Annotated in this window: 15 protein-coding genes and 1 pseudogene; 4 read left to right on the forward strand and 12 right to left on the reverse strand. The window is 62.2% G+C overall.

The window, feature by feature from the left end; genetic code table 11:
* Nucleotides 1-12: 12 nt before the first annotated feature.
* Nucleotides 13-594: pseudogene (locus tag LKK40_RS01310) on the reverse strand (HdeD family acid-resistance protein); the annotation flags it as partial.
* A 225-nt stretch (nt 595-819) separates the two neighbouring features.
* Between LKK40_RS01310 and LKK40_RS01315 the strand changes: the two are divergent.
* Nucleotides 820-2,898: a M13 family metallopeptidase gene (locus LKK40_RS01315; RefSeq protein WP_304308540.1), complete on the forward strand. Its 2,079-nt coding sequence runs from the start codon at nt 820-822 to the stop codon at nt 2,896-2,898.
* Between the two features lie 10 nt (nt 2,899-2,908).
* Here the strand turns inward: LKK40_RS01315 and LKK40_RS01320 are convergent, their stop codons facing one another.
* The 7 genes from LKK40_RS01320 to LKK40_RS01350 form a co-directional block, all read right to left on the reverse strand.
* Nucleotides 2,909-3,481, reverse strand: a complete 573-nt coding sequence (locus LKK40_RS01320; RefSeq protein ID WP_304308543.1) for a single-stranded DNA-binding protein — start codon at nt 3,479-3,481, stop codon at nt 2,909-2,911.
* A 360-nt stretch (nt 3,482-3,841) separates the two neighbouring features.
* A complete protein-coding gene (locus LKK40_RS01325; protein ID WP_304308546.1) occupies nt 3,842-4,690 on the reverse strand; it encodes a 3-hydroxyacyl-CoA dehydrogenase in 849 nt (282 codons plus the stop codon).
* A 286-nt stretch (nt 4,691-4,976) separates the two neighbouring features.
* Nucleotides 4,977-6,791 carry a proline--tRNA ligase gene (locus LKK40_RS01330; RefSeq protein ID WP_304308548.1) on the reverse strand — a complete coding sequence of 605 codons (1,815 nt, stop codon included), beginning with the start codon at nt 6,789-6,791 and terminating at the stop codon, nt 4,977-4,979.
* A gap of 268 nt (nt 6,792-7,059) precedes the next feature.
* Complete coding sequence (locus tag LKK40_RS01335; protein ID WP_304308550.1) at nt 7,060-8,088, reverse strand: universal stress protein; 1,029 nt, start codon at nt 8,086-8,088, stop codon at nt 7,060-7,062.
* Nucleotides 8,089-8,319: 231 nt separating this feature from the next.
* On the reverse strand, nt 8,320-9,759 hold the full coding sequence (locus LKK40_RS01340; RefSeq protein WP_304308552.1) for an amidohydrolase: 1,440 nt from the start codon (nt 9,757-9,759) through the stop codon (nt 8,320-8,322).
* Between the two features lie 191 nt (nt 9,760-9,950).
* Nucleotides 9,951-10,727: a C40 family peptidase gene (locus LKK40_RS01345; protein WP_304308554.1), complete on the reverse strand. Its 777-nt coding sequence runs from the start codon at nt 10,725-10,727 to the stop codon at nt 9,951-9,953.
* A gap of 239 nt (nt 10,728-10,966) precedes the next feature.
* Complete coding sequence (locus LKK40_RS01350; RefSeq protein WP_304308556.1) at nt 10,967-11,938, reverse strand: CHAP domain-containing protein; 972 nt, start codon at nt 11,936-11,938, stop codon at nt 10,967-10,969.
* A gap of 295 nt (nt 11,939-12,233) precedes the next feature.
* Here LKK40_RS01350 and serC point away from each other — a divergent pair, with 295 nt between their 5' ends.
* Nucleotides 12,234-13,376 carry a phosphoserine transaminase gene (gene serC, locus LKK40_RS01355; RefSeq protein ID WP_304308557.1) on the forward strand — a complete coding sequence of 381 codons (1,143 nt, stop codon included), beginning with the start codon at nt 12,234-12,236 and terminating at the stop codon, nt 13,374-13,376.
* A gap of 106 nt (nt 13,377-13,482) precedes the next feature.
* Here serC and manA read toward each other — a convergent pair whose 3' ends face one another.
* A complete protein-coding gene (gene manA, locus LKK40_RS01360; protein ID WP_304308559.1) occupies nt 13,483-14,889 on the reverse strand; it encodes a mannose-6-phosphate isomerase, class I in 1,407 nt (468 codons plus the stop codon).
* A 73-nt stretch (nt 14,890-14,962) separates the two neighbouring features.
* Between manA and LKK40_RS01365 the strand changes: the two genes are divergently transcribed.
* On the forward strand, nt 14,963-15,217 hold the full coding sequence (locus tag LKK40_RS01365; protein ID WP_273192874.1) for a DUF2530 domain-containing protein: 255 nt from the start codon (nt 14,963-14,965) through the stop codon (nt 15,215-15,217).
* A 5-nt stretch (nt 15,218-15,222) separates the two neighbouring features.
* Here the strand turns inward: LKK40_RS01365 and LKK40_RS01370 are convergent, their stop codons facing one another.
* Entirely contained in the window at nt 15,223-16,557 is a 1,335-nt protein-coding gene (locus LKK40_RS01370) for a sensor histidine kinase (RefSeq protein WP_304308563.1), read from the reverse strand.
* 250 nt (nt 16,558-16,807) lie between these two features.
* On the opposite strand from LKK40_RS01370, the gene phoU reads away from it, so the two are divergent.
* Nucleotides 16,808-17,488: a phosphate signaling complex protein PhoU gene (phoU, locus tag LKK40_RS01375; RefSeq protein ID WP_304308566.1), complete on the forward strand. Its 681-nt coding sequence runs from the start codon at nt 16,808-16,810 to the stop codon at nt 17,486-17,488.
* Between the two features lie 282 nt (nt 17,489-17,770).
* Here the strand turns inward: phoU and LKK40_RS01380 are convergent, their stop codons facing one another.
* Both LKK40_RS01380 and menA read right to left on the reverse strand, forming a co-directional pair.
* Complete coding sequence (locus tag LKK40_RS01380; RefSeq protein WP_152581136.1) at nt 17,771-18,517, reverse strand: phosphoglyceromutase; 747 nt, start codon at nt 18,515-18,517, stop codon at nt 17,771-17,773.
* Between the two features lie 81 nt (nt 18,518-18,598).
* On the reverse strand, nt 18,599-19,825 hold the full coding sequence (menA, locus tag LKK40_RS01385) for a 1,4-dihydroxy-2-naphthoate octaprenyltransferase (protein WP_304308568.1): 1,227 nt from the start codon (nt 19,823-19,825) through the stop codon (nt 18,599-18,601).
* Between the last annotated feature and the right edge of the window lie 193 nt (nt 19,826-20,018).

Below are 20,018 nucleotides of genomic sequence, written 5' to 3' on the forward strand. Positions count from 1 at the left end.
TCGGTTTCGTTCTCAGTTCTTCTTGGCCTTCGCAGACCTGCCGAAGGAGAAGGCGCGGATAACCGCCGAAATGCCCATGACAACCAGTGCGATGCCTGAGAAGAGCATGAGGAAAGCCGTCGAGCTGAAAGGAGAGACCAGCACCACGATACCGGCGATGATCGAAAGCACGGCATACAGCACGCCCCAGCCTGAGCCTGGCGTCCGCCAGGATTCGGCGATGGCCATGATGCCCTCGATCAGCCAGCCCAGTCCCACGGTCATCGTCACCAGCACCGCCACAGCCGCTCCTGAAAGCACGGCGTTCTTCAGGATGACCACGCCGCCAACGGCCAGCAGCAAGCCGACCAGAATATCCAGCACGCGCCAGCCGCTGGGCAAGCCCAGCCCCACGATTGCGCTGACGATGCGGATGACGCCCGATACGACGAAGTAGATGCCCAGCACGACAGCCATTACGGACAGCACTCTGACCGGCCAGAACAGCAGCGCCACGCCGAGGATGACCGCTGCAACGCCGACCACGCCGTACACACCGCGCACCGCGTTGGTCGCCTCCTTGGAGAGCTGTTCTTCGACGAGCCTGAACGGGTTCACGGGCTGTTGCGGAGCATTATTCGAATCAGGGGTTGAGGCATCGGTAAAATCCGACATAACCACACCATCTTTCCTTTGTATTATTATTTCCAGATCATCCGCTATCTGCGAACGGGCACTTTGCCTACGTTCACACTATAAGCTTTGGTGCCAATCCTCAAGCAGTTTCAAATCGGCGTTCGCTGACGCAGGATTGTCACCGAACGCCGATAGGGTGAGGTCATGGAAACAGCTATGATCTCAGGCCTCGACCCGGCCTCTTTCTCTTCAGTCATCAAACCCGGCGACGACCTGTTCCGCTACGTCAACGGCCCGTGGATCGACACCTATCGTCTGCCCGACGACCGTTCGCGCTTCGGCTCCTTCGACAAGCTCGCACAGGACGCCGAAGAGCAGATTCGCGACATTCTGGAAGACGACGACTGCCCAGCCGCGAAATCGCAGGCGCTGTACCGCTCCTTCTGCGATACGCAGACCATCGAGCGCAATGGCATCGAGCCAATCAGGGCGGACCTGCAGGCCATCGACGCCGTTGGGAGCAAGGCCGAGCTGACTCATCTGCTCGGTTCGCTCAACCCCGCCGGAGGCCCTGACCTGTTCGGCATCGGCATCTATGGGGACCCAGGCGACCCGGATACGAATATCGTGCATATCGAGCAGTCGGGTCTCGGTCTGCCCGACGAAGCCTACTACCGCGAGGATCGCTACGTTCCCATCCGCGAGCAGTACACCGAGATGGTGGCCAAGCAGCTGCTGCTGGCAGGCTACGGCGACAAGCAGGAAACCAAGCAGCAGGCCGCGCGATTCCTGAGTGCCGAGACCCGCATCGCGGCGCAGCACTGGGACAACGTGGCCACGCGCGATTCCGAGAAGACCTATAACCCCACCGATTACGCCGCGTTGTCCGCCGCCTTGCAGCATTTCGACATTGACGCATGGGCACAAGCGTGGCAGGAGACCTACGCTGCGACAGCCGCCGCTCGCAGCCTGCATGTGGATATGATCGCCGCTTTGCAGCACACGATCGTGCATGAGCCCAGCTTCCTGACGGGACTCGATGAATTCTGGAATTCCGCCGATCTTGAGGATTTGAAGCTCTGGACGCGCGTGCATACGCTGACCGGTTGGGCCGGCATGCTTAGCCACGACTTCGACCAGACCAACTTCGACTTCTACGGCAAAGTGCTCTCGGGCACCACACAGCAGCGCGACCGCTGGAAGCGCGGCGTCTCCCTCGTCAATGGCATCTGCGGCGAGGATGTCGGCCGCGAATACGTCAAACGCCACTTCCCGGAGAGCTCCAAGGAACGTATGGAGCAGCTCGTCGGCAACCTCATCGAGGCCTACCGCGTCTCGATCTCGAACAGCGCATGGCTAGGCGAAGCCACCAAAGGCAAGGCGCTTGAGAAGCTCGCGAAGTTCACGCCGAAAATCGGCTACACGCAGCACTGGCGCGACTACAGCGCCTTGGACGTGCGCGACGACGCGGGGCTTATCGGCAATATACGCGCCGCTTCGCTCTACGAATCCGGCTTCCAGCTGTCCAAGGCCGGCAAGCCTGTCGACAAGGACGAATGGCTGATGAACCCGCAGACGGTGAATGCCTACTATGAGCCTTCGCTTAACGTCATCGTCTTCCCCGCCGCCATTCTGCAGCCTCCGTTCTTCGATCCGCAGGCCGAGGACGCCGTGAACTACGGTGGCATCGGCACCGTCATCGGCCACGAGATCGGCCACGGCTTCGACGATCAGGGCAGCAAGTACGACGGCGACGGCAAACTCAACGACTGGTGGACCGCGGAGGACCGCAAGAACTTCGAGGTCTTGACCTCCAAGCTGATCGAGCAGTACAACGCCTTTGTGCCCAGCCAGCTGGCCGCCAAATATGCGGACGAGCCCGGCAAGGCGCCGCATGTCAATGGCGCGCTGACCATCGGCGAGAACATCGGCGACCTGAGCGGCGTGAACATCGCGCTCAAAGCCTACGCCTTCGCACTCGATGAAGCTGCCGGACGGGACAACGACGGCTCGCAGGCCGCCATCGAGCGCACGCTCGGACAGGCTCCGAGCATCGACGGGTTCACCGGCTTGCAGCGCTTCTTCCTCGGCTATGCGTCCGTCTGGCGCTCGACGCAGCGCGACGAGCTCGCCGAGCAGTACCTGCAGATCGACCCGCACTCCCCTGCCGAGTGCCGCACGAACGGCATCACGCGCAACGTCGACCTGTTCTACACGGCCTTCGGCGTGGGCCCCGAAAACCGCATGTGGCTCGACCCGGAGCAGCGCGTACACATCTGGTGACTGACTCGCCTCAGAATTCGGGGCCGGCGAACTCCTCGGCATTGCGGGGTTCGCCGGCCTCGGCGTTTTCGCCGTCATATTCCTGCCCGCTGTCTTGCCCGTCGCCCTGCTGATTCGCAGGAGGCCCCGCCGACAACGCTGATGGCTCCGCCGACTGTCCAGTCGACCCAGCCGACTCCGCTGACTGTCCGGATAACTGTCCAGGCGTCTGTCCGCGTTGTGCGTTCTGCCGTTGGAACGAGCCGACGCCACGGCTCAGATCGTGCCCTATAGCGCTGGCTTCGATGACGATGCGGCTGCGATTGCCGCCATCCTGCTGCCATTCCTCAGTGTTCAGCAGTCCGGAGACGATAACCGGATCCCCTTTGCGCACCGAGGCAAGAACGTTCACTGCGAGCGTGCGGAACGCTTTTACCGTCAGCCAGGTCGTGGGTTGGTCTTTCCACTCCCCGCTCGCGGCGTGGAAATAGCTGCGCGTCGAGCCAACGCGGAACGAGCAGCCGCCAGTCTTCCCTTCTCGGCCGAAGCCGATTGGGTTTGCGCCTACGAAGCCGGTTATCGTGATTATTCCCTGCTGTGCCATGACTCCTCCATTCGTCGTTGAATACAATCGCCCGGACTGCAGCTTTTGCGCTGCAGTCGTTGGACCGCAGGAGACACGGCGAGGGATGCCGTCGTACAGGAAATATATCAAGCTGGCTGCGACGCCAGCCGGCATCGGCCTGAGCCGTGCTTCCCGCGGTGACTCCACTATGCAGCCTGGAGGCGAACCACCGCAAACGAAAACGGATCATGTGGTCGAAGGCTACGAATCCGGCGTGTTGTGGATACGATGTGGACAATATCGAGTTATCCACACTGCATGGGCGTCGACCACAGCGCAATTACTAAACTGAATTGCACTGCAGCCGACGCCCATCCACAACCTACAGCCCGCTATATCTCACTCATAGTCATAGAAGCCGTGCCCTGCGCCTTTGCCAAGCCGACCCTTGTCGATGTATTCGGTCTTGATCTTCTCAGCGAACTCGCGGCTGACCGGGTCGCTGCTGTCCTTGTTGAGCATGTACGGGGTCATCATGCCGACGACATCGTAGATCTGGAAGGGACCGAGCGGGGCCCCGGTCGCGATGCGCCAGGTCTTGTCGATATCCTCGGTCGAGGCGACGCCGCGCACCCACAAGTCGGCCGCAGCGCCGAGCAATGGCACCAGCAGCGAGTTGAGCACATAGCCAGGCTGCTCCTTGCGCACGCGAATCGGCACCATGCCGATCTCCTCGGCGAATTTGGCGACGCTTTCGAAGACCTCCGGATCGGTCTGCGGCTGCGCCATCACCTCGCCGGTGTTGTTCTTCCATATCTCGTTGGCGAAATGCAGGGAGAGGAAGCGGTCGGGGCGGTCGGTGAACGGCGCGATCTTGCTGGGCAGCAAGGTCGAGGAGTTCGTGCAGAACACCGTCTTGGCCGGGGCGGCTTCGCTCACCTTGCGCCAGGTACTCTGCTTGATGTCAAGTCGCTCGGGGACCGCCTCGATGACGATATCGGTGTCCTTGAGCGCATCCTTGAGATCGGAGGTCGCGCGAATGCGGGAAACGGCGGCATCAAGCGCCGCGTCGGTGGCATCGGGGATATCCTGACGGTACGCCTTTTTGAGGTATTCCCAGCGCTCCGGAAGCTTGGCGAGGATATCGTCGCTGATATCGTATGCCACGACGTCCTTGCCCTTGTACGCCGCTTGGAAAATAATCTGGGAGCCGAGCACGCCCGTGCCCAGTACAGTAACTTGTTGCATCTTTGCCTTCTTTCAGGCCCTGCTTAAGGGGCCATATTTATTGTATGCTGGCATCGCCTCCTTGGGATGCAGACACGACTTTATGCTTTGTGACAAACCTCACGCGCTGCGCCACATCCTGCGCCACGTCCTGCCACGCTCTGCGCCCAGGAATGCTCTTGGCAGCATCGTATGCACGATAACGCGCAACGGGCGACGCCAATGCATGACGTCGCCCGTATCTCTAGCGCTGCAATCCTTGCAGCATTATTCCATCAGCAGTTGTCGCAGACCAGCTGCACCAGCGTCACTGCAGCGCGGCAACCCGCTGTGCCAGCACGTCGGCAGCCTGCGCTACCGGCACGGCCACCGAATCGGAGCCGTCGCGGTTGCGGATTTCAATGGTCCCGTTGTTCACAGTGTCACGGCCTGCGACTGCCACCAGCGGCACGCCAATCAGCTCGGCATCCTTGAACTTGACGCCAGGCGAGACTTTGAGGCGGTCGTCATAGAGCACTTCGATGCCACGTGATTCCAGCTCGGCGACCAGCTGCTCAGCGGCCTCGAATGCCTCTTGGTTCTTGCCGGTGGCCATGATATGCACCTGCGCAGGTGCAATGTTAACGGGCCAGGCCAGGCCCTTGTCGTCATGATGCGCCTCGGCGATGCAGGCGAGCACGCGCGAGACGCCGACGCCGTAGCAGCCCATCCACACCGGCACGGCCTTACCGTTCTGGTCAAGCACTTTAAGACCAAGCGCGTTGGAATACTTAAGTCCGAGCTGGAAGACCTGCCCGATCTCCACGCCGCGTTCCAGGCTCAGCGGACCCGAGCCGTCCGGGCTCAGATCGCCGGGGCGTACCTCGACGGCCTCGACAACGCCATCCGCCTCGAAATCGCGCCCGTAGACCAGATCGTAATAGTCGACCTCATTCTCGTCGGCACCGGTGAACCATGCGGACCCCTTGGCCACATGCGCATCTATCAGATACCGCACCGGATGCTCGATGCCGGCGGCCTTGGCCTGCGGCCCCAGCGCCATCGGCCCGATATAGCCCGGAACGAGTTCAGGATGCGCCTTGAGGTCGACTTCGTTGGCCTCCTCGATTTCGGCGGGCGCGAACTGGGCCTCAAGCCGCTTCATATCAACCTGGCGGTCGCCGGGGACGCCGATAGCCACCACCTCGCGCCACGGCTTGTCGTCCTCGCCGCCATCGGGGTGCTTGACCGCGATGACGACGTTCTTGAGAATGTCCGTAGCGGCCCAAGCGCGGCCGTCAGCACGTTGATAGCGCGCATCGGCAAGCGCGATCATGCCGTCGATGGTTTTGGCATCGGGCGTGGCGCGCTTCTCGGCGGCCGGAATCTGCGCGTAGTCGATATCGTCCAACTTCGGGGTGGTAAGCGCCTCGACATTCCATGCCTTGCCCGAAGGGGCAAGCGCGAAGGTGTCCTCGCCGATGGCTAGCGGGGCCAAGAACTCCTCGGACTGCGAGCCGCCCATAGGCCCGGACATCGCGCTCACGATCACGTAGTTGACGCCCAGCCGCTGGAAGATGCGCTCGTAGGCGCCGCGTTCGTCGTTGTACGCCTTGCGCAGCCCCTCCTCGTCGATGGTGAAGGAGTATGCGTCCTTCATGATGAACTCGCGGCCGCGTACCAGTCCTGCGCGGGGGCGGAACTCGTCGCGGTACTTGGTCTGGATCTGGTACAAGGTGACCGGCAGATCCTTGTACGAGGAGTACATGTCCTTGACGAGCAAGGTGAACATCTCCTCGTGGGTGGGAGCCAGCAAGTAGTCCGCCTCGTGGCGATCCTTGAGCCGGAAGATGTTGTCGCCGTATTCCTCCCAGCGATGCGTCGCCTCGTAGGGCTCGCGCGGCAACAGCGCCGGGAAGTGCACCTCCTGCGCCCCGATGCCGTTGATCTCCTCGCGTACCACGGCCTCGATCTTGTTCAGGACTTGCAGGCCGAGCGGCAGCCAGGTCCAGATGCCGGGGGCGGCCTTGCGGATATAGCCGGCCCGCTGCAGCAGACGCGCGGAATCAACGTCAGCGTCGGCGGGATCCTCGCGCAAGGTGCGCAGGAACAGAGTTGACATACGAAGTGCTGTGGAATTCATGGCTCAAACCTATTCGTTCAAGAGGACAACGCCCGCGAAAGGAGCGGGTTAAAGGGACTTTCGCGGTGTTTTAGGCCATGCCTCCGCCAGCGCCTCTGTGCAGAGCGGGCAGGGACTACTGGAACAAAACGACCGCTGAGCTGCGGTCAGTGGCACATTCCTGCCAGTTGCATGGGCTGCTGCAACAAAAACAGTGGCCCGTACCTGTTCACGCAAAGTCAACAGGTACGGGCCACAACGGGTAAGCGCTATCCGCAGGAATTACTGCTTACTGCGCTGACGAATTACCGTTCAGCGTCTCGTGCATCGGGTCGATGGCGGACTCGATGGTTTCGGCCGTCGCATCGCCTGCGGCCTGCACCGAGATTTCCTCGACGCCGCTGATTTCGGAGATCTTCTTGGCGCGAGCCTCCTGCGCCTCCACATACTTGCGCGGCACGACATAGACCGGGCCCACGGAATGCTGAATCAGCCCCTGGCTTGTCGAGCCCATGATAAGCCCCGTGAAGCCGCCGCGGCCGCGCGAACCCACCACGACGACGTCATGGTCATAGCTGGCCTTGGTCAGCGCGTTGACGGCAGTGTCCGGCACGATGGTCTTGTCGATGTGCAGATCAGGATGGGCCGCCTGCAAGGGCTTGATGTTTTCGCCCAAATCCTCCATATACGAATCCGTGACGCCCTGCTCGCCTTCAAGGCCCTTGATATTGGGCACGGCCTGAATCACGTCAAGCGAAGCATCCCAGGCGCTGGCGAAATCGGCGGCAATCTCCAAGGCCTTGAGGCCCCACTTGCTTTCATCGATGCCGACGGCCACCTTGACGATCGTGTTGTTGAGGTGCATCACCTTGCCGTCGTCGTCGGTGTAGGGCACAACGACAATCGGGCAGTAGGCATATGCCGGCAGCGAGGAGCTGGTGGTGCCCAGCAGACGCTCGGCCAGGCCGCCCTTGCCCCGGTTGCCGATGACGATGAGATTGTAGTTGCGCGAGAGCTCGACGAATACTGAAGACGGGTCGCCTGTCACGATCAGCGTCGCAGCCTCGACACCCTGCTCATCCGCGATGGCCTTGGCCTTGGAAAGAATCTCCTGCGCGTCACTGTGGGCGGCGTTGTCATCGCCCATCGCCGTATAGGTCGCGTCGAACGATACCGCCGCATAGCTCGGCAGCGAGTACGCGCATACGATCTGCAGGGTCAGCCCCGCATGTTTGGCGTAGTTCGCCGCCCACCATGTGGCCTTGTAGCTGGCATGCGATCCATCGACGCCTACGAGAATGGCTTTTTCGTTGATCATGGCGAACCTCCTTGGAGTAGCGGCCGAAGCTGCTGCGCAACCGGCCTTCTCCCACTAGAATACCGCGCGACGCGTGCGAAGTGCAGAAGCTGGCGTAAACATCGTGTCGAAATCGATCATGCACAAAGCCGCTGGGCTTCACGCACGATCATCCTGCGCGAAGCTCAGCGGCCCACTGTGTCATCTCAATCAAGATATCGCCATATACCTCGGCTATTGTCAGCGGCTACCTCAGTGGGGCACCACTTCGGGCGGGATCACCGAGGTGTAGGTCGAGCCATCGAGGTCGCGCTCGAAAGCCTCTCGCGCGGCCTTGAGCAGATCGGGATTCGTCAGCGCGTCATACGCCGTGAGCGCAATGGTCTTCGCGCCCAGCACCAAGCCCTTGTGCGCGACCGAAGACTTGCCATTCGCGACCCATTGCCAGGAATGCGGCGACATGCCCTGCGGCTCGAAGCCGACTGCCACGTATGTGGTCGGCGTGCACCAGCTCACGTCGCCCACATCGGTCGAGCCTCCCCCCTTGGTGTCGGATGTATAGACCAGCGGGAATTTCGGCACGGCGATGCCGCTGTTCGCCATGTCGTCGATCTCCTCGGGGCTTTTGTCCGGGAACGCTTCCTTGGCACGCGCGGTCAGCTTGCCGATAAGGCCCGGCTGGGCGCTGTGGAGCTGGATGTCTTTTTCGAAGGCGAGCTCCTCCGCCGTCAATTGCAGCGGGCCGATCAAGTCGAGATTCGCGTCCATCGCCTCGCTGAGCGGGTGGTTGGGAATGTAGTTCGCGCAGGCCGAATCGAAGTCGATATTGAGCGTGGTATCGGTCATGAGCGCCGCGCCTTTCGCGATGTTGACCACGCGATCGTAGATCTCCTTGACCTGCTCGAGCCGGGGCGCGCGCACGAAGTAGTAGACCTTGGAGGAGGGATGCACGACGTTGGCCGATTCGCCGCCAGCGTCGAGGAAGGCGTAGTGGATGCGCGCCTGGTCGATGATATGCTCACGCAGGAACTGCACGCCGACGTTCATCAGCTCGGCGGCGTCCAGCGCGTCGCGGCCCATTTCGGGGGCACCTGCGGCGTGAGCGGCGACGCCGGTGAACTCGAAGTTGGCCTGCATCACGGCCAGACTGGCGGAACCCGCCACTGCGGTGATGTCGCCGGGGTGGCAGGTGAACGCGGCGTCCAGATCGTTGAACACGCCGTCACGCGCCATGAAGGCCTTGCCGTAGCCGCTTTCCTCGGCGGGGCAGCCGTACAGCCGCAGCGTGCCCGTGAGCTGTTTCTCCTCCATGAGGGTTTTCAACGCGACCGCAGCGCCCAGCGCCGTGGTGCCCAGCACATTGTGCCCGCAGCCCTGCCCGGCGCCGCCCAGAACCAGCGGCTTGCGCTCGCTGTTGCCCGCCTCCTGGCTCAAATTGCCCAAGGCGTCGTATTCGGCCGTGATGCCGATCACCGGGCTGCCGCTGCCATAGGTGGCGATGAAGGCGTATTCCATGCCCGCCACGCCTTTGCGGATCGAGAATCCTTCCCGTTCCAGCACCTCGTAATAGGGCTGCACCGACTCTTTCACCGCGAACCGGGTCTCCGGGGTGCCCCAGATCCGGTCCGACGCCGCAATGAATTCGTCTTGCTTGTCGTCGACGATGTCCATGATGCGCTGCTTGTCATCCATAGTCGCATATGCCTTTCTGCTGTTCGCATGCGCTGCCTGTCGCCGGCGAATACAAGCCGGCAGGCCCCACGTGCAGTGTTCAAACGATTACGGCATGTGATTATGCCAAATGATTGTGTCCAATTGCATCCGGATAGCGAAACGGCATGTCCCCGCGAGGACATGCCGCTAGAATCTCAGCTCCGTTACGTCTACAGCACGCGACGAATCGAATAGCTGCCGACGAAGGCAATTGCGACGCTGGTATAGTCTGTGCCCGCCGACGGATTCAGCGCATTGACGACCATGCCATTGCCTACGTAGATACCCGCATGCATGCCATTGGCGATGATATCACCGGGCATGGCTTGGGCCAGACTAGGAACCGCAGTGCCCGCAGTGGCCTGCGCGCCGGATGAATGGGGCAGTGAGATTCCGATGCTGGCAAACACATACTGCACGAATCCAGAGCAGTCCCAACCCGAAGGCGTCGCGCCTCCCCAAGCATAGGGGGCCTTATGCACGAACTGGCCGGCGAAAGACACTACCGAGGCTGCAGAGGCGCCGTTCGGCGGTGCAATAGCAAAGCTCTGGCTGCTCGTCGAAGATGTCGACAGCGGCTCGCGCTCCGTGGAGCGGCTCGCAGCAGCATCTTGCGCCGCCTGCGCTGCAGCCGCCTCAGCAGCTTTGCGCGCCGCCTCGGCGTCCTTTTCGGCTTGCGACTTGGTCTGCGGCACGTTGAGGCCCTGTGTGGCCCAGTCTCCGTCATTGGTGGTCGAGGTGGATTCCTTAAGCAGGTCGCTCTTCGGGTGCACGGCCGTGAAAGAGCGCGAAGACGCCACAATGGCGGAGGACCCGACGCTCGTCGACGAATCTGACGACGCGGAGTCACCGCTCGCTGCGATGGCGGAAGGGGCAAACGCGGTGAGCATCGTGCTCATCGACACGATGGCTACAGCTGCGGATAGGGACTTGCTTTTTTTCATCATTAATTTCTGAAAATAGCATACCTTCCCTACACATCAACGGGGCATCGTGTCCTTTTCGTTGCCATTGACGGGGACACGCGGCAGGATGCTACAGTCGGCCCGCTCTGATTCGCCATCGCTTCATGCGGTAACCCCATGCAGTAGACGGAGCCGTCATTGGCTCAGAGCAGTCCAGACAAGGTAGGAAATGGGGCTGGGTCAGCGCGACAGCCGCGCGCCGATCAGTAGTGAATCAGTAATCAGTAGTGAATGATGTCGTGCTGCGCGACCTGCTGCGCGCTGTACGTCTTGGAATAGGTCTTGCCGTCCATCACCGAACCGCATTCCGAAGTCTCAACCGAGCCATCGGGATTGATCTTCTCGATGATCGCGACATGGCCGTATGCGGCATCGGCACCATCCTGTCCTGCTGCGAACACCATGATATCGCCGGTGTGGCGGGCCTGATGATCGACCCAATAGCCCAAAGCGCGCGCCGAATTACCCCACATGTTGCCATTGCCCATATGCGAGCCGGCTGGCAGCCCCAGCTGATGACGGCGCACGTAGACCCACCAGGTGCACTGGCTGAACTCGTAGGCGTTGCCGGAGTCTCCTGTGGCGTGATTGGGATCGAACCCTGCTGGCAAAGCGTCATGATCGCCGTCCATCAGCGCAGCGACGGCCGGATTGTTGGCAGTGGAGCGGGACATGCTGTTCACATCCAGGCTGCCGCTCGAATCGCCCAGCTGCCAATTGCCCTCATTGCTGCTGGTCTGCGTGGCGGAAGACGTCTGCGCATCCGCGCCGCTCAGCGGCTCGCGATCCTGGGAACGGGATGCGGCCTCGTTGGTGGACACACGTTTGAGCTGCGTGGTCGTCGTTGGCGCATCAGTGGCGGCCAGCGCGCTGTCGGCGGGTTTGGCGAAGGCCATGGCCGTCGCCGCCGTGCCTACGAGGGCAGCCAGCGAGGTCGAGGCGATGATATGCGAGCGTCGTTCCGCAGCACGGGCCGACTCGCGCATTGCGCGGCGCGTAAGCGGAGCCACTTCGTTGATCCTGGCGGCGAGCGCCTGATCGATTTCCACGGCCATCGTGCCCGAAGGCGTCTGAACAAGGGCAGCCTTTGCGGTGTGCGTGCCATGCTCCAAGGCGAACAGCCGACGCGATGCGCCTTCTCGTTGTTCTTTTCCTTGGGAAACCTTGGCCGCCTTATGCGCAGCATGCTTCATACGTGCCCAGCTCCTTATCGGGTTCAGGGTCACGCGGCATGCGGCGACCCGGTACAAGCTCAAGAAGCACCTTACATGGTGGGCTGGTCCAACGCTTGGGCATTCGGTCTGCTCCCCCACGGGCATGTCAGCCGACGCCGCGTAGCGCAAAGGGGCCGAAACCGCGCCCTTGCGCCTCTTCAAATGTCTACTGCGTCACAAACCGTCCTCGGCGTGTCTTGAGCTGCAGCCGGGCATGGCCGAAGCGTGAACAAGCGCCACTGTCGGTGCGCCCACCTTGCTACTCTTGGCAAGTATGGCCAAAACAGTGACGATACCCGAATCCCTACGACCCCACGACGCACGGTTCGGCTCCGGTCCCAGCAAAATACGTCCCGAGCAGATACGCGCGCTTGCAGAGGGGGGCGCCACGCTACTGGGCACCTCGCATCGTCAGGATCCAGTGAAGCATCTGGTCGCCTCGATTCGCGAGGGGCTGTCCGACTTCTTCTCGCTGCCGTCCGGATATGAAATCGTGCTTGGCAACGGCGGTGCGAGCGCCTTCTGGGATCTCGCCTGCGCCTCTTTGATTGCGCGCAGGGCCGCATTCGGCAGCTATGGATCCTTCAGCGCCAAATTCGCCCAGTCGGCCTCCTCCGCGCCGTTCCTGGACGACCCGGTGATCTTCGAGGCCGAACCCGGCTCCTACCGCATCCCCGAACGCACCGAGCATGTGGATGCCTACTGCTGGGCGCAGAACGAGACTTCGACAGGCGTGGCGGCACCGGTGCGCCGCGTTGAGGGCAGCCGCGAGCAGAAGGCCCTGGTCCTCGTCGATGCGACCAGCGGCGCTGGCGCGCTGCCCGTGGATGTCTCCCAATGCGACGCCTACTACTTCTCCCCGCAGAAGGCCTTCGGCTCGGATGGCGGGCTGTGGGTTGCAGCGCTTTCCCCTGCCGCGCTCGACCGCGCCTACAGCCTGGCCGGCGAAGCCGAGCGCGACGGCTCGACACGTTGGGTGCCGCCCTTCCTTTCCCTGCGTTCGGCCATCGAGAACTCGCGCAAGGACCAGACGCTCAACACGCCGGCCATCGCGACGCTCATCATGCTTGCCGAGCAGGTCCGCTGGCTCAACGCCAACGGCGGCCTGGCATGGTCCACGGCGCGCTGCGCGCGTTCCGCGAACCTCCTGTACCAGTGGGCTCAGGCCAGCGAGTACGCATCGCCGTTCGTAAGCGACCCTCAGGCCCGTTCGCATGCGGTCGTCACGATTGATCTGGATGGTGCCATCGACGCCAAGCAGGTGATCGCCGTGCTGCGCGACAACGGCATTCTCGACACGGCCGGGTACCGCAAACTAGGGCGCAACCAGCTACGCATCGGCGTGTTCCCCTCCGTCGAGCCCGACGACGTCGAGGCGCTGATCCGCTGCATCGATTACGTGGTTGAACGCCTCTAGGCGCGTCTCTAGACAGGTCTCTAGGCCTGCTCAGAGACCCGTTTGTTACTCGTTAAGACCGGTTAGGCAGACCCGTTACCCGTTAAGAGGGACCTGTTACACTCCCTTACCGCTGCGTCGAGGCCATGATGAACGAGCCATTGGCCGCGAACGGGGCATGGGGCGAGTCGGGGTCGCAGTCGACGGCATCAACGCTCAGCCAGCCCTCCTGGGCGGGAATGAACACGGACTGCCCGCGCACCAGCACCCGCTCGTCACTCGCGCTGACGCAATGCACCGCACCTTGCGTGCACAGCAGCACGCGCGGGCCCTGCTCTCTGGGAACCAGCGGACGCCCGTTGCCGATCTGGCGAACGAGCTTGCCATAACGGCGAATCAGCCGCTCCACCATAGGCCACTGCTGGTGCTGCGCGTCCACATGCCCATAGGAAAGCATGAATTCCTCGAGCTTGGGCTTGTACACCACCACATCGCGCATCATAAGCGCAACCAGATTGGTGGCTGCCGGGTCGATGGGCGCGCCCGATCTGCAGTCAAGCGTGCGCAGCAGGCTGGGGATGTCCTTGTGCTTGACGGTCATGCCGGCGCGCAGCACATTATCGGAATTGGTCATGATCTCCGCGCCCGTGCCATGCAGATAGACGTGCGGGGTGCCTGCGGGGATGAACACCGACTCCCCTTCGTCAAGCGTGACCGGATTCAGCATCAGCAGGCTCAGCACGCTGGCGTCGTTCTCGAACGCCCGTGCGGCGATGAGTGCGTGCTCGAAGGCGAGGTGCGCGCGCGGGTGGGTGGCCTGGCTCGCTGCGGTTTCCAACGCCGGCAGCAGGTCGGCACTCTCGTCGGCGGTTATCGCCGCATGGAAGGCCCGGAACACCTGCCTTCTCGATTCAGGCCAGACCGAGGCGGCAACCGGCATCATCGCGTCCGCCTCCTCGAAGCCCTCCGTGCTGCGCGCCCGCATCGCGAAGCGCGGCGCGAGCGCCTGGGCCATGCGCGCGGCAAGCGGGTGGTCGACCAGCCTGAGGTTGCGCAGCATGAAGGGTATCGATGCGAAGCCGACCGAGGCGCTGAACGGCTCCATGGCGACGACCATCTCGCTTTTCGCCACCGGGTCCTTGAAGGAGCGCACCGGCGAATCGAAGGGCACGCCGGCCGCATTCTGCGCGTTGTACCCCGCACGGGCTTCAAAGCCGACCGGATGCACCTGCAGCGACAGCGGAATCCTGGCGGAGATCACCTTCAGCAGATACGGCAGCACCGGGCCGAAACGATCGGAGTTGCGCTGCCCCACCATGCCCTTGGGATCCTCGTGAATCGCATCGGTGACGCTGATTTCGCCGCGCGCGGGAATGCTCAGCGTCGACGGCCACTGGGGATGCCCGCTGAACCACATCTCGGCCACAGGCCCCTCGAACGGCTGCTCGAACTGCGAGGAGAACATGGCTTGCAGCCGGTCATACGATCCCCAGGCATACTGCTTGACGACAGGACGAATCGGGTACACAGTCATTCCTTTCTTCCTGGCGGACGACGGACTGCATCAAGGTTACCCCGCAGGCCACGGTGCACGCTACAGTGATGGTATGAAATTCGCGCCGATCATCAACCCCGACGTTCGCAAGCCGGCACCCAGCGCGGTGCGCGTGGACTTACGTAAAGTGTTCCTTATTGGCACTGGACTGTGGCTGCTGGCGACCGCCGTCTGCCTGGTGCTCATGGCCTGCGGATTCGCTATGATGCAGCTGCTGATCATCTGCGGCTCCGGCGTTGCCGCTGGCCTGCTGATGCTGCTCTGGGAGCATTTCGACCGGTGGAATTATCGACGGCTAGGCGAATAGCGCATTCAGCAGGCCAGCGGCAGCATCAAGGTAAACGTGCTGCCCTGCCCGGGCACGCTCCACAAGGTGGCGCTGCCGTGATGCGTCAGCGCCACATGCTTGACGATGGCCAGTCCTAGCCCGATGCCCTCGGCACTGCGGGCATTCTGATTGCCACCGCGATAGAAGCGCTCGAAGACGCGCGGCTGCTCTGCCTTCGCGATGCCCTTGCCGCGATCGAGCACGCGAATGAGCACCTGCTTGCCGTCCTTGGAACGCTGCGCGGATATGCTCACCGCAGAACCTTTGGGCGAGTACGCCATGGCGTTCTCAACAAGCTTGCGCACGGCGGCGCGAATCTGCTCACGCTCGCCATTGACGCTCAGTCCGTTCTCGCAGCTCACGACAATCGGCGTGCCGAACTGGCTGCTCTCCTCGGCCAGCGTGTCGGCGACCCAGTCCAACTGCTCCTTGACGTCAAGCCGATTCGATTCGCTTGGCGTGACCGGCTCCTGCGCCTTGATGAGCAGCAGCAGATCGGACACCATATGGCTCAGATACCGACTCGAAATACGCACCTGCCGGGCATGGGCGCGTATCCACTCGAGATCCGCATCGTCGCGTTCCAGCGCATCGGCCAGCTGCTCGAGATCGCGCTCAGGCGCCAGCAGCTGCTCGGATACGTTCACGATAAAGGAATCGCGCAGTTGGGCGAACCGCTTCAGCTCGCTCACATCGTCAAGCAGCACGACCACGAAATGCTCGTTGATGCGGCCCACGGTAACCTTCAGCCAGTTCGGCCGGCTCACTGCCTGCACATCGTTATTTCGCGCACCCTCAGCAGACGTGTCGCCGGTGGACGTGTCGCCGGCAGGCCCCTGGCCCCCGTGGCCGCTGTACTCAGGCGTGTCGTCCGGAAGACCGACGAATCGCTCCGGCGTGCTCGTCGTGAGATCGAATTGCCGACGGCCTCCCTTGGCACGGACCAGTCGAATCTGCTCAAGCACGCGTTCGTTGACAATCGCGTCGTCATCCACAACCCCCAGCACATAGGCGTCGGGGGTGGCCCGCACGACGCCATCGGACTCATCCACCACAATCGAAACGGTGTTGAGCATCGAAATCAGCGCGGCCGTCGAATCGTCCAGATCGTCGCCCGCCTCATCATCCGCCTGCCAACGCGCCAGCCAGCGACGCAACGATCCAAGGCGCTCAGGCAGCACCGAGCCTGCGGAACCGAACGCACGCTTCACAAGAGGCCGCAGCCAATCGAGCACCGAGTACAGCGCTACAACGACGATGGCGGCGGCAAGCAGGCCGAACACCGAGAAAATCAGGACGGAGGACATGGTCAGGGGCATGCCCCCCATTCTCCCATATCCCGCCGTGCGCCGTCCCATGCGACATGCGACGCTCCGTGGCGGATGCCATATATATGCCATATATATGCGCGGCCCCTGCCAGCTGGCAATATGAATGGCAGGTGAACGCCGCGGTGAATTCTGCAACAACAACACCGCGCGAAGACATGTCGATGTCGCGCCGAAGAGGTGTTGCCCATACACTGGTACAAGGTAATAGTCGCGAATCCCACAGCAGGAAGGCTGAATTATGCGCGTTATTTTCAACGAGGAGTTGAAGGCCGTGGCGGATGACCTCGACCATATGGCACAAGATGTGCGCAAGGCGATCAACGCTTCGGGCGAGGCATTGCTCAATGCCGATCTGGATGCCGCACAGAACGTCATCGACGGCGACATCAAAATCGATGCGTTGGAAGCCAACATCATCAACCAGTGCGTGAGTCTGCTCGCCAAGCAGAACCCGGTGGCCACCGATCTGCGTGTGGTCGTCTCTTCGATGCGTCTGGCTTCCACATTCGAGCGCATGGGCGACCTGGCCCGGCACATCGCCGAGGCTGCGCGCCGCACCTACCCGCTTTCGCCCGTGCCGGACGAGGCCAAGGATCTGTTTACGCAGATGCGCGATTTCCTCGACAAGACCGCTGACCGCACGGTGAGCATGCTCGCCGACCGCGATGCCGATGTCGCCGAGCAGATCATCCTCGACGACGACATCCTGGATGATCTGCATCACCAGACCTTCTCGATGGTGCTGGACGACTCGTGGGCAGGCACGAAGCAGCAGCTCATCGACGTGGTGCTGATCGGCCGGTTCATGGAGCGCCTGGGCGACCACGCCGTTTCGGCCGCGCGTCGCGTGACGTTCATCGTCTCTGGCTTCGATCCCAGCAAGGCCCCCAAGCGCGATGAAGGCACCGACATCGACTGAGCATCATAGCGTCATAGTGTCATAGCTGACCGTATAGCGCGGTCACGCCCATCACACGAGGCGGACTCCCGATTGGCGGGGTTCCGCCTCGTTTTGCGTATTTGCGTAGCGTTGCCAAGGGCTATTGGAACGAAAACGCCGCTGAGTTGCGGGGGTGCGGCGCTTTCGTTCCAATAGGCAATGCGAAATGCAAAAACCGCTGCTGTTCAATCGACTTGCGATGGACGGCAGCGGTTTTCTGCGTTGAAGCGTTGAAGCAGCGTCAGATGCCTCTCAGCTGGTTCACTTCTTGCTCTGGCCCTGCGCGGCGACTGCGGCGGCACCGGCTGCGGCGGCCTCGGGATCGAGGTACTCGCCACGGGGCTTGATCGGCTTGAAGTTCTCGTCCAGCTCGTAGAGCAGCGGGATGCCAGTCGGAATGTTGACCTTGGAGATCTCCTCTTCGCTCAGGCCGTCGAGCATCTTGACGATGGCGCGCAGCGAGTTGCCGTGCGCGGCGATCAGGACGGTCTTGCCGGACTTGAGCTCAGGCTCGATGGCCGACTCCCAATACGGGGTGACGCGGGCCACGACGTTGGCCAGGGCCTCGGCCTCGGGCACCGGATCACCGGCGTAGCGAGGGTCCTTGTCCTGGGCGTACGGGTCGTCGGGGTTGATCTCGGGCGGCGGGGTAGCGTAGGAACGGCGCCAGATCATGAACTTCTCGTCGCCGTACTCCTGACGAATCTCGGACTTGTTCTTGCCCTGCAGTGCACCATAATGACGCTCGTTGAGACGCCAGCTGCGCTGGACGGGGATCCACAGGCGATCGGCCTCATCGAGGGCGTAGTTGGCCGTGTTAATGGCGCGACGCAGCAGCGAGGTGAAGACGATGTCGGGAAGGACGTTCTTCTCCTTGAGCAGCTGGCCGCCGTGCTTGGCCTCAGCGACGCCCTGCTCGGTCAGCGGGACATCCACCCAGCCGGTGAACTGATTGGTTTTATTCCATGCGCTCTGACCGTGTCGGAGCAGTACTAGTTTGTAAGACATGCCCCAATCATAATGTGCATCGGCGACACTGTGGGCAGTATCACACTCCGGCACGCGTGCACGCTCACATGAGGGAGGATGCTACATGAGATACAAGGTACCGAAGGCAAAAGCCAGTGCAAGCGAAGCGAAGGCGCATAACGGCAAAGCCGCGCGATATTTCTCCCGGTGCACGCAAATCGCAGCCGCCAGGCACACGATGCAGGCCAGCGCAAACGCCACGGCAGTCACCACGAACAGATGCTGCGTATACGCGACATGCGAATAATCGCATACCTCTTTGCCCACGAAATCACTCGGCGAAGCGTATTGCCAGCCACACGCGGTCTCGACTTCCTCAGCGGCAGCAGTCCAAGGATGACCCATGGCGAACTCCGCCGCCAGCATCAGCGCCGGTACCACAATCAGCGTCTCGGTGAACTTTTTCCCGCCGCTTCTGCCCATGCGCACCATCCATGTGCGCTTGCCGTGCGCTGCATCCTCATCGACATCGCGCAGATTATTGACGGACAATACCGCGACGGCAAGCAGTCCTTGTGCGATGGCGACCCAGATGACGACATACGGCACCGTGTCGGACAGCGCATACGATGTGCCGCAGGTGGCAATCAGGCCGAAGAATGCGAACACCGAAATCTCGCCCCAGCCGTGATAGCCGTACGGATGCTTGCCGCCGACATAGAACCAGCCAGCCACGATGCACGCCACACCAAGCGCGAGGAGCCACCAATGGCCGGTGAGCGCGATGATCGCCAGACCGCACGCGCAGGCGAGCGCCGCGCTGATGCCTGCCGCGGCAAGCACCTTCTTCGGCGCGACGCCCGACGCGACGAGGCGCGATGGGGCCTGCCTGCGTTGTGCGCCTTCGGCGGCTGCCGATTCCTTGGCCAACTGTTGAGACTGAGCTTGAACTTGGGATTGGGATTGATCTGCGCCGGACTGGCCTGCGCCGTCAGCAGCATCTGCCAAAGAAACGCCTTGCATGCCCCGCCCGCTGTCGACCCCGCGCACGCCATCCGAGTAATCGTTGGCAAAATTCGCGGCGATCTGCAGGAAAACCGCAACGCCTGCGCACAGCAGGGTCACGGCAATGTACCAGCCGTGGGAGGTCAGGCACCGGCCGTAGTTGCTGGCCAGATCGAGACTCGGCCTGCCACCGAACACCGGGCACGGCTTATGGTCATATGACCCGCCGTATACGCCCACGAACACGGTCTGCCACATCGTCATAGCGGCGGCGATAACCGGAGCCAGCCCCAGCGGCAGGGTTTTCGGCCGCGCCCCTTGTATCCACAATCCAAGCTTCATGGCTCCCCACCATACGCCGAGGGCAGGTTCGTCACGAGTCTTTCGCACATCCGCACACCGTCCGGCGCCTTCCCGCTCTGCGCCATCCCATATAATCGCGACTCGCGGTTTGCGTCGCTTTTTGTACGCTAGCGCGAAGCTACCGTACAAAAAGCGACGCAAAACAGCCGCAAAACGTTACGAAACGTACGTT

Origin of the sequence: Bifidobacterium tibiigranuli, assembly GCF_022655035.1 — a bacterium.
GTDB classification, from domain to species: domain Bacteria; phylum Actinomycetota; class Actinomycetes; order Actinomycetales; family Bifidobacteriaceae; genus Bifidobacterium; species Bifidobacterium tibiigranuli_A.

What these genes read in the sequence shown, in the direction of transcription:
- LKK40_RS01315 (WP_304308540.1), top strand. Translation starts at nt 820, where the DNA reads ATGGAAACAGCTATGATCTCAGGCCTCGACCCGGCCTCTTTCTCTTCA.
- LKK40_RS01320 (WP_304308543.1), bottom strand. Translation starts at nt 3,481, where the DNA reads ATGGCACAGCAGGGAATAATCACGATAACCGGCTTCGTAGGCGCAAAC.
- LKK40_RS01325 (WP_304308546.1), bottom strand. Translation starts at nt 4,690, where the DNA reads ATGCAACAAGTTACTGTACTGGGCACGGGCGTGCTCGGCTCCCAGATT.
- LKK40_RS01330 (WP_304308548.1), bottom strand. Translation starts at nt 6,791, where the DNA reads ATGAATTCCACAGCACTTCGTATGTCAACTCTGTTCCTGCGCACCTTG.
- LKK40_RS01335 (WP_304308550.1), bottom strand. Translation starts at nt 8,088, where the DNA reads ATGATCAACGAAAAAGCCATTCTCGTAGGCGTCGATGGATCGCATGCC.
- LKK40_RS01340 (WP_304308552.1), bottom strand. Translation starts at nt 9,759, where the DNA reads ATGGATGACAAGCAGCGCATCATGGACATCGTCGACGACAAGCAAGAC.
- LKK40_RS01345 (WP_304308554.1), bottom strand. Translation starts at nt 10,727, where the DNA reads ATGATGAAAAAAAGCAAGTCCCTATCCGCAGCTGTAGCCATCGTGTCG.
- LKK40_RS01350 (WP_304308556.1), bottom strand. Translation starts at nt 11,938, where the DNA reads ATGAAGCATGCTGCGCATAAGGCGGCCAAGGTTTCCCAAGGAAAAGAA.
- serC (WP_304308557.1), top strand. Translation starts at nt 12,234, where the DNA reads ATGGCCAAAACAGTGACGATACCCGAATCCCTACGACCCCACGACGCA.
- manA (WP_304308559.1), bottom strand. Translation starts at nt 14,889, where the DNA reads ATGACTGTGTACCCGATTCGTCCTGTCGTCAAGCAGTATGCCTGGGGA.
- LKK40_RS01365 (WP_273192874.1), top strand. Translation starts at nt 14,963, where the DNA reads ATGAAATTCGCGCCGATCATCAACCCCGACGTTCGCAAGCCGGCACCC.
- LKK40_RS01370 (WP_304308563.1), bottom strand. Translation starts at nt 16,557, where the DNA reads ATGCCCCTGACCATGTCCTCCGTCCTGATTTTCTCGGTGTTCGGCCTG.
- phoU (WP_304308566.1), top strand. Translation starts at nt 16,808, where the DNA reads ATGCGCGTTATTTTCAACGAGGAGTTGAAGGCCGTGGCGGATGACCTC.
- LKK40_RS01380 (WP_152581136.1), bottom strand. Translation starts at nt 18,517, where the DNA reads ATGTCTTACAAACTAGTACTGCTCCGACACGGTCAGAGCGCATGGAAT.
- menA (WP_304308568.1), bottom strand. Translation starts at nt 19,825, where the DNA reads ATGAAGCTTGGATTGTGGATACAAGGGGCGCGGCCGAAAACCCTGCCG.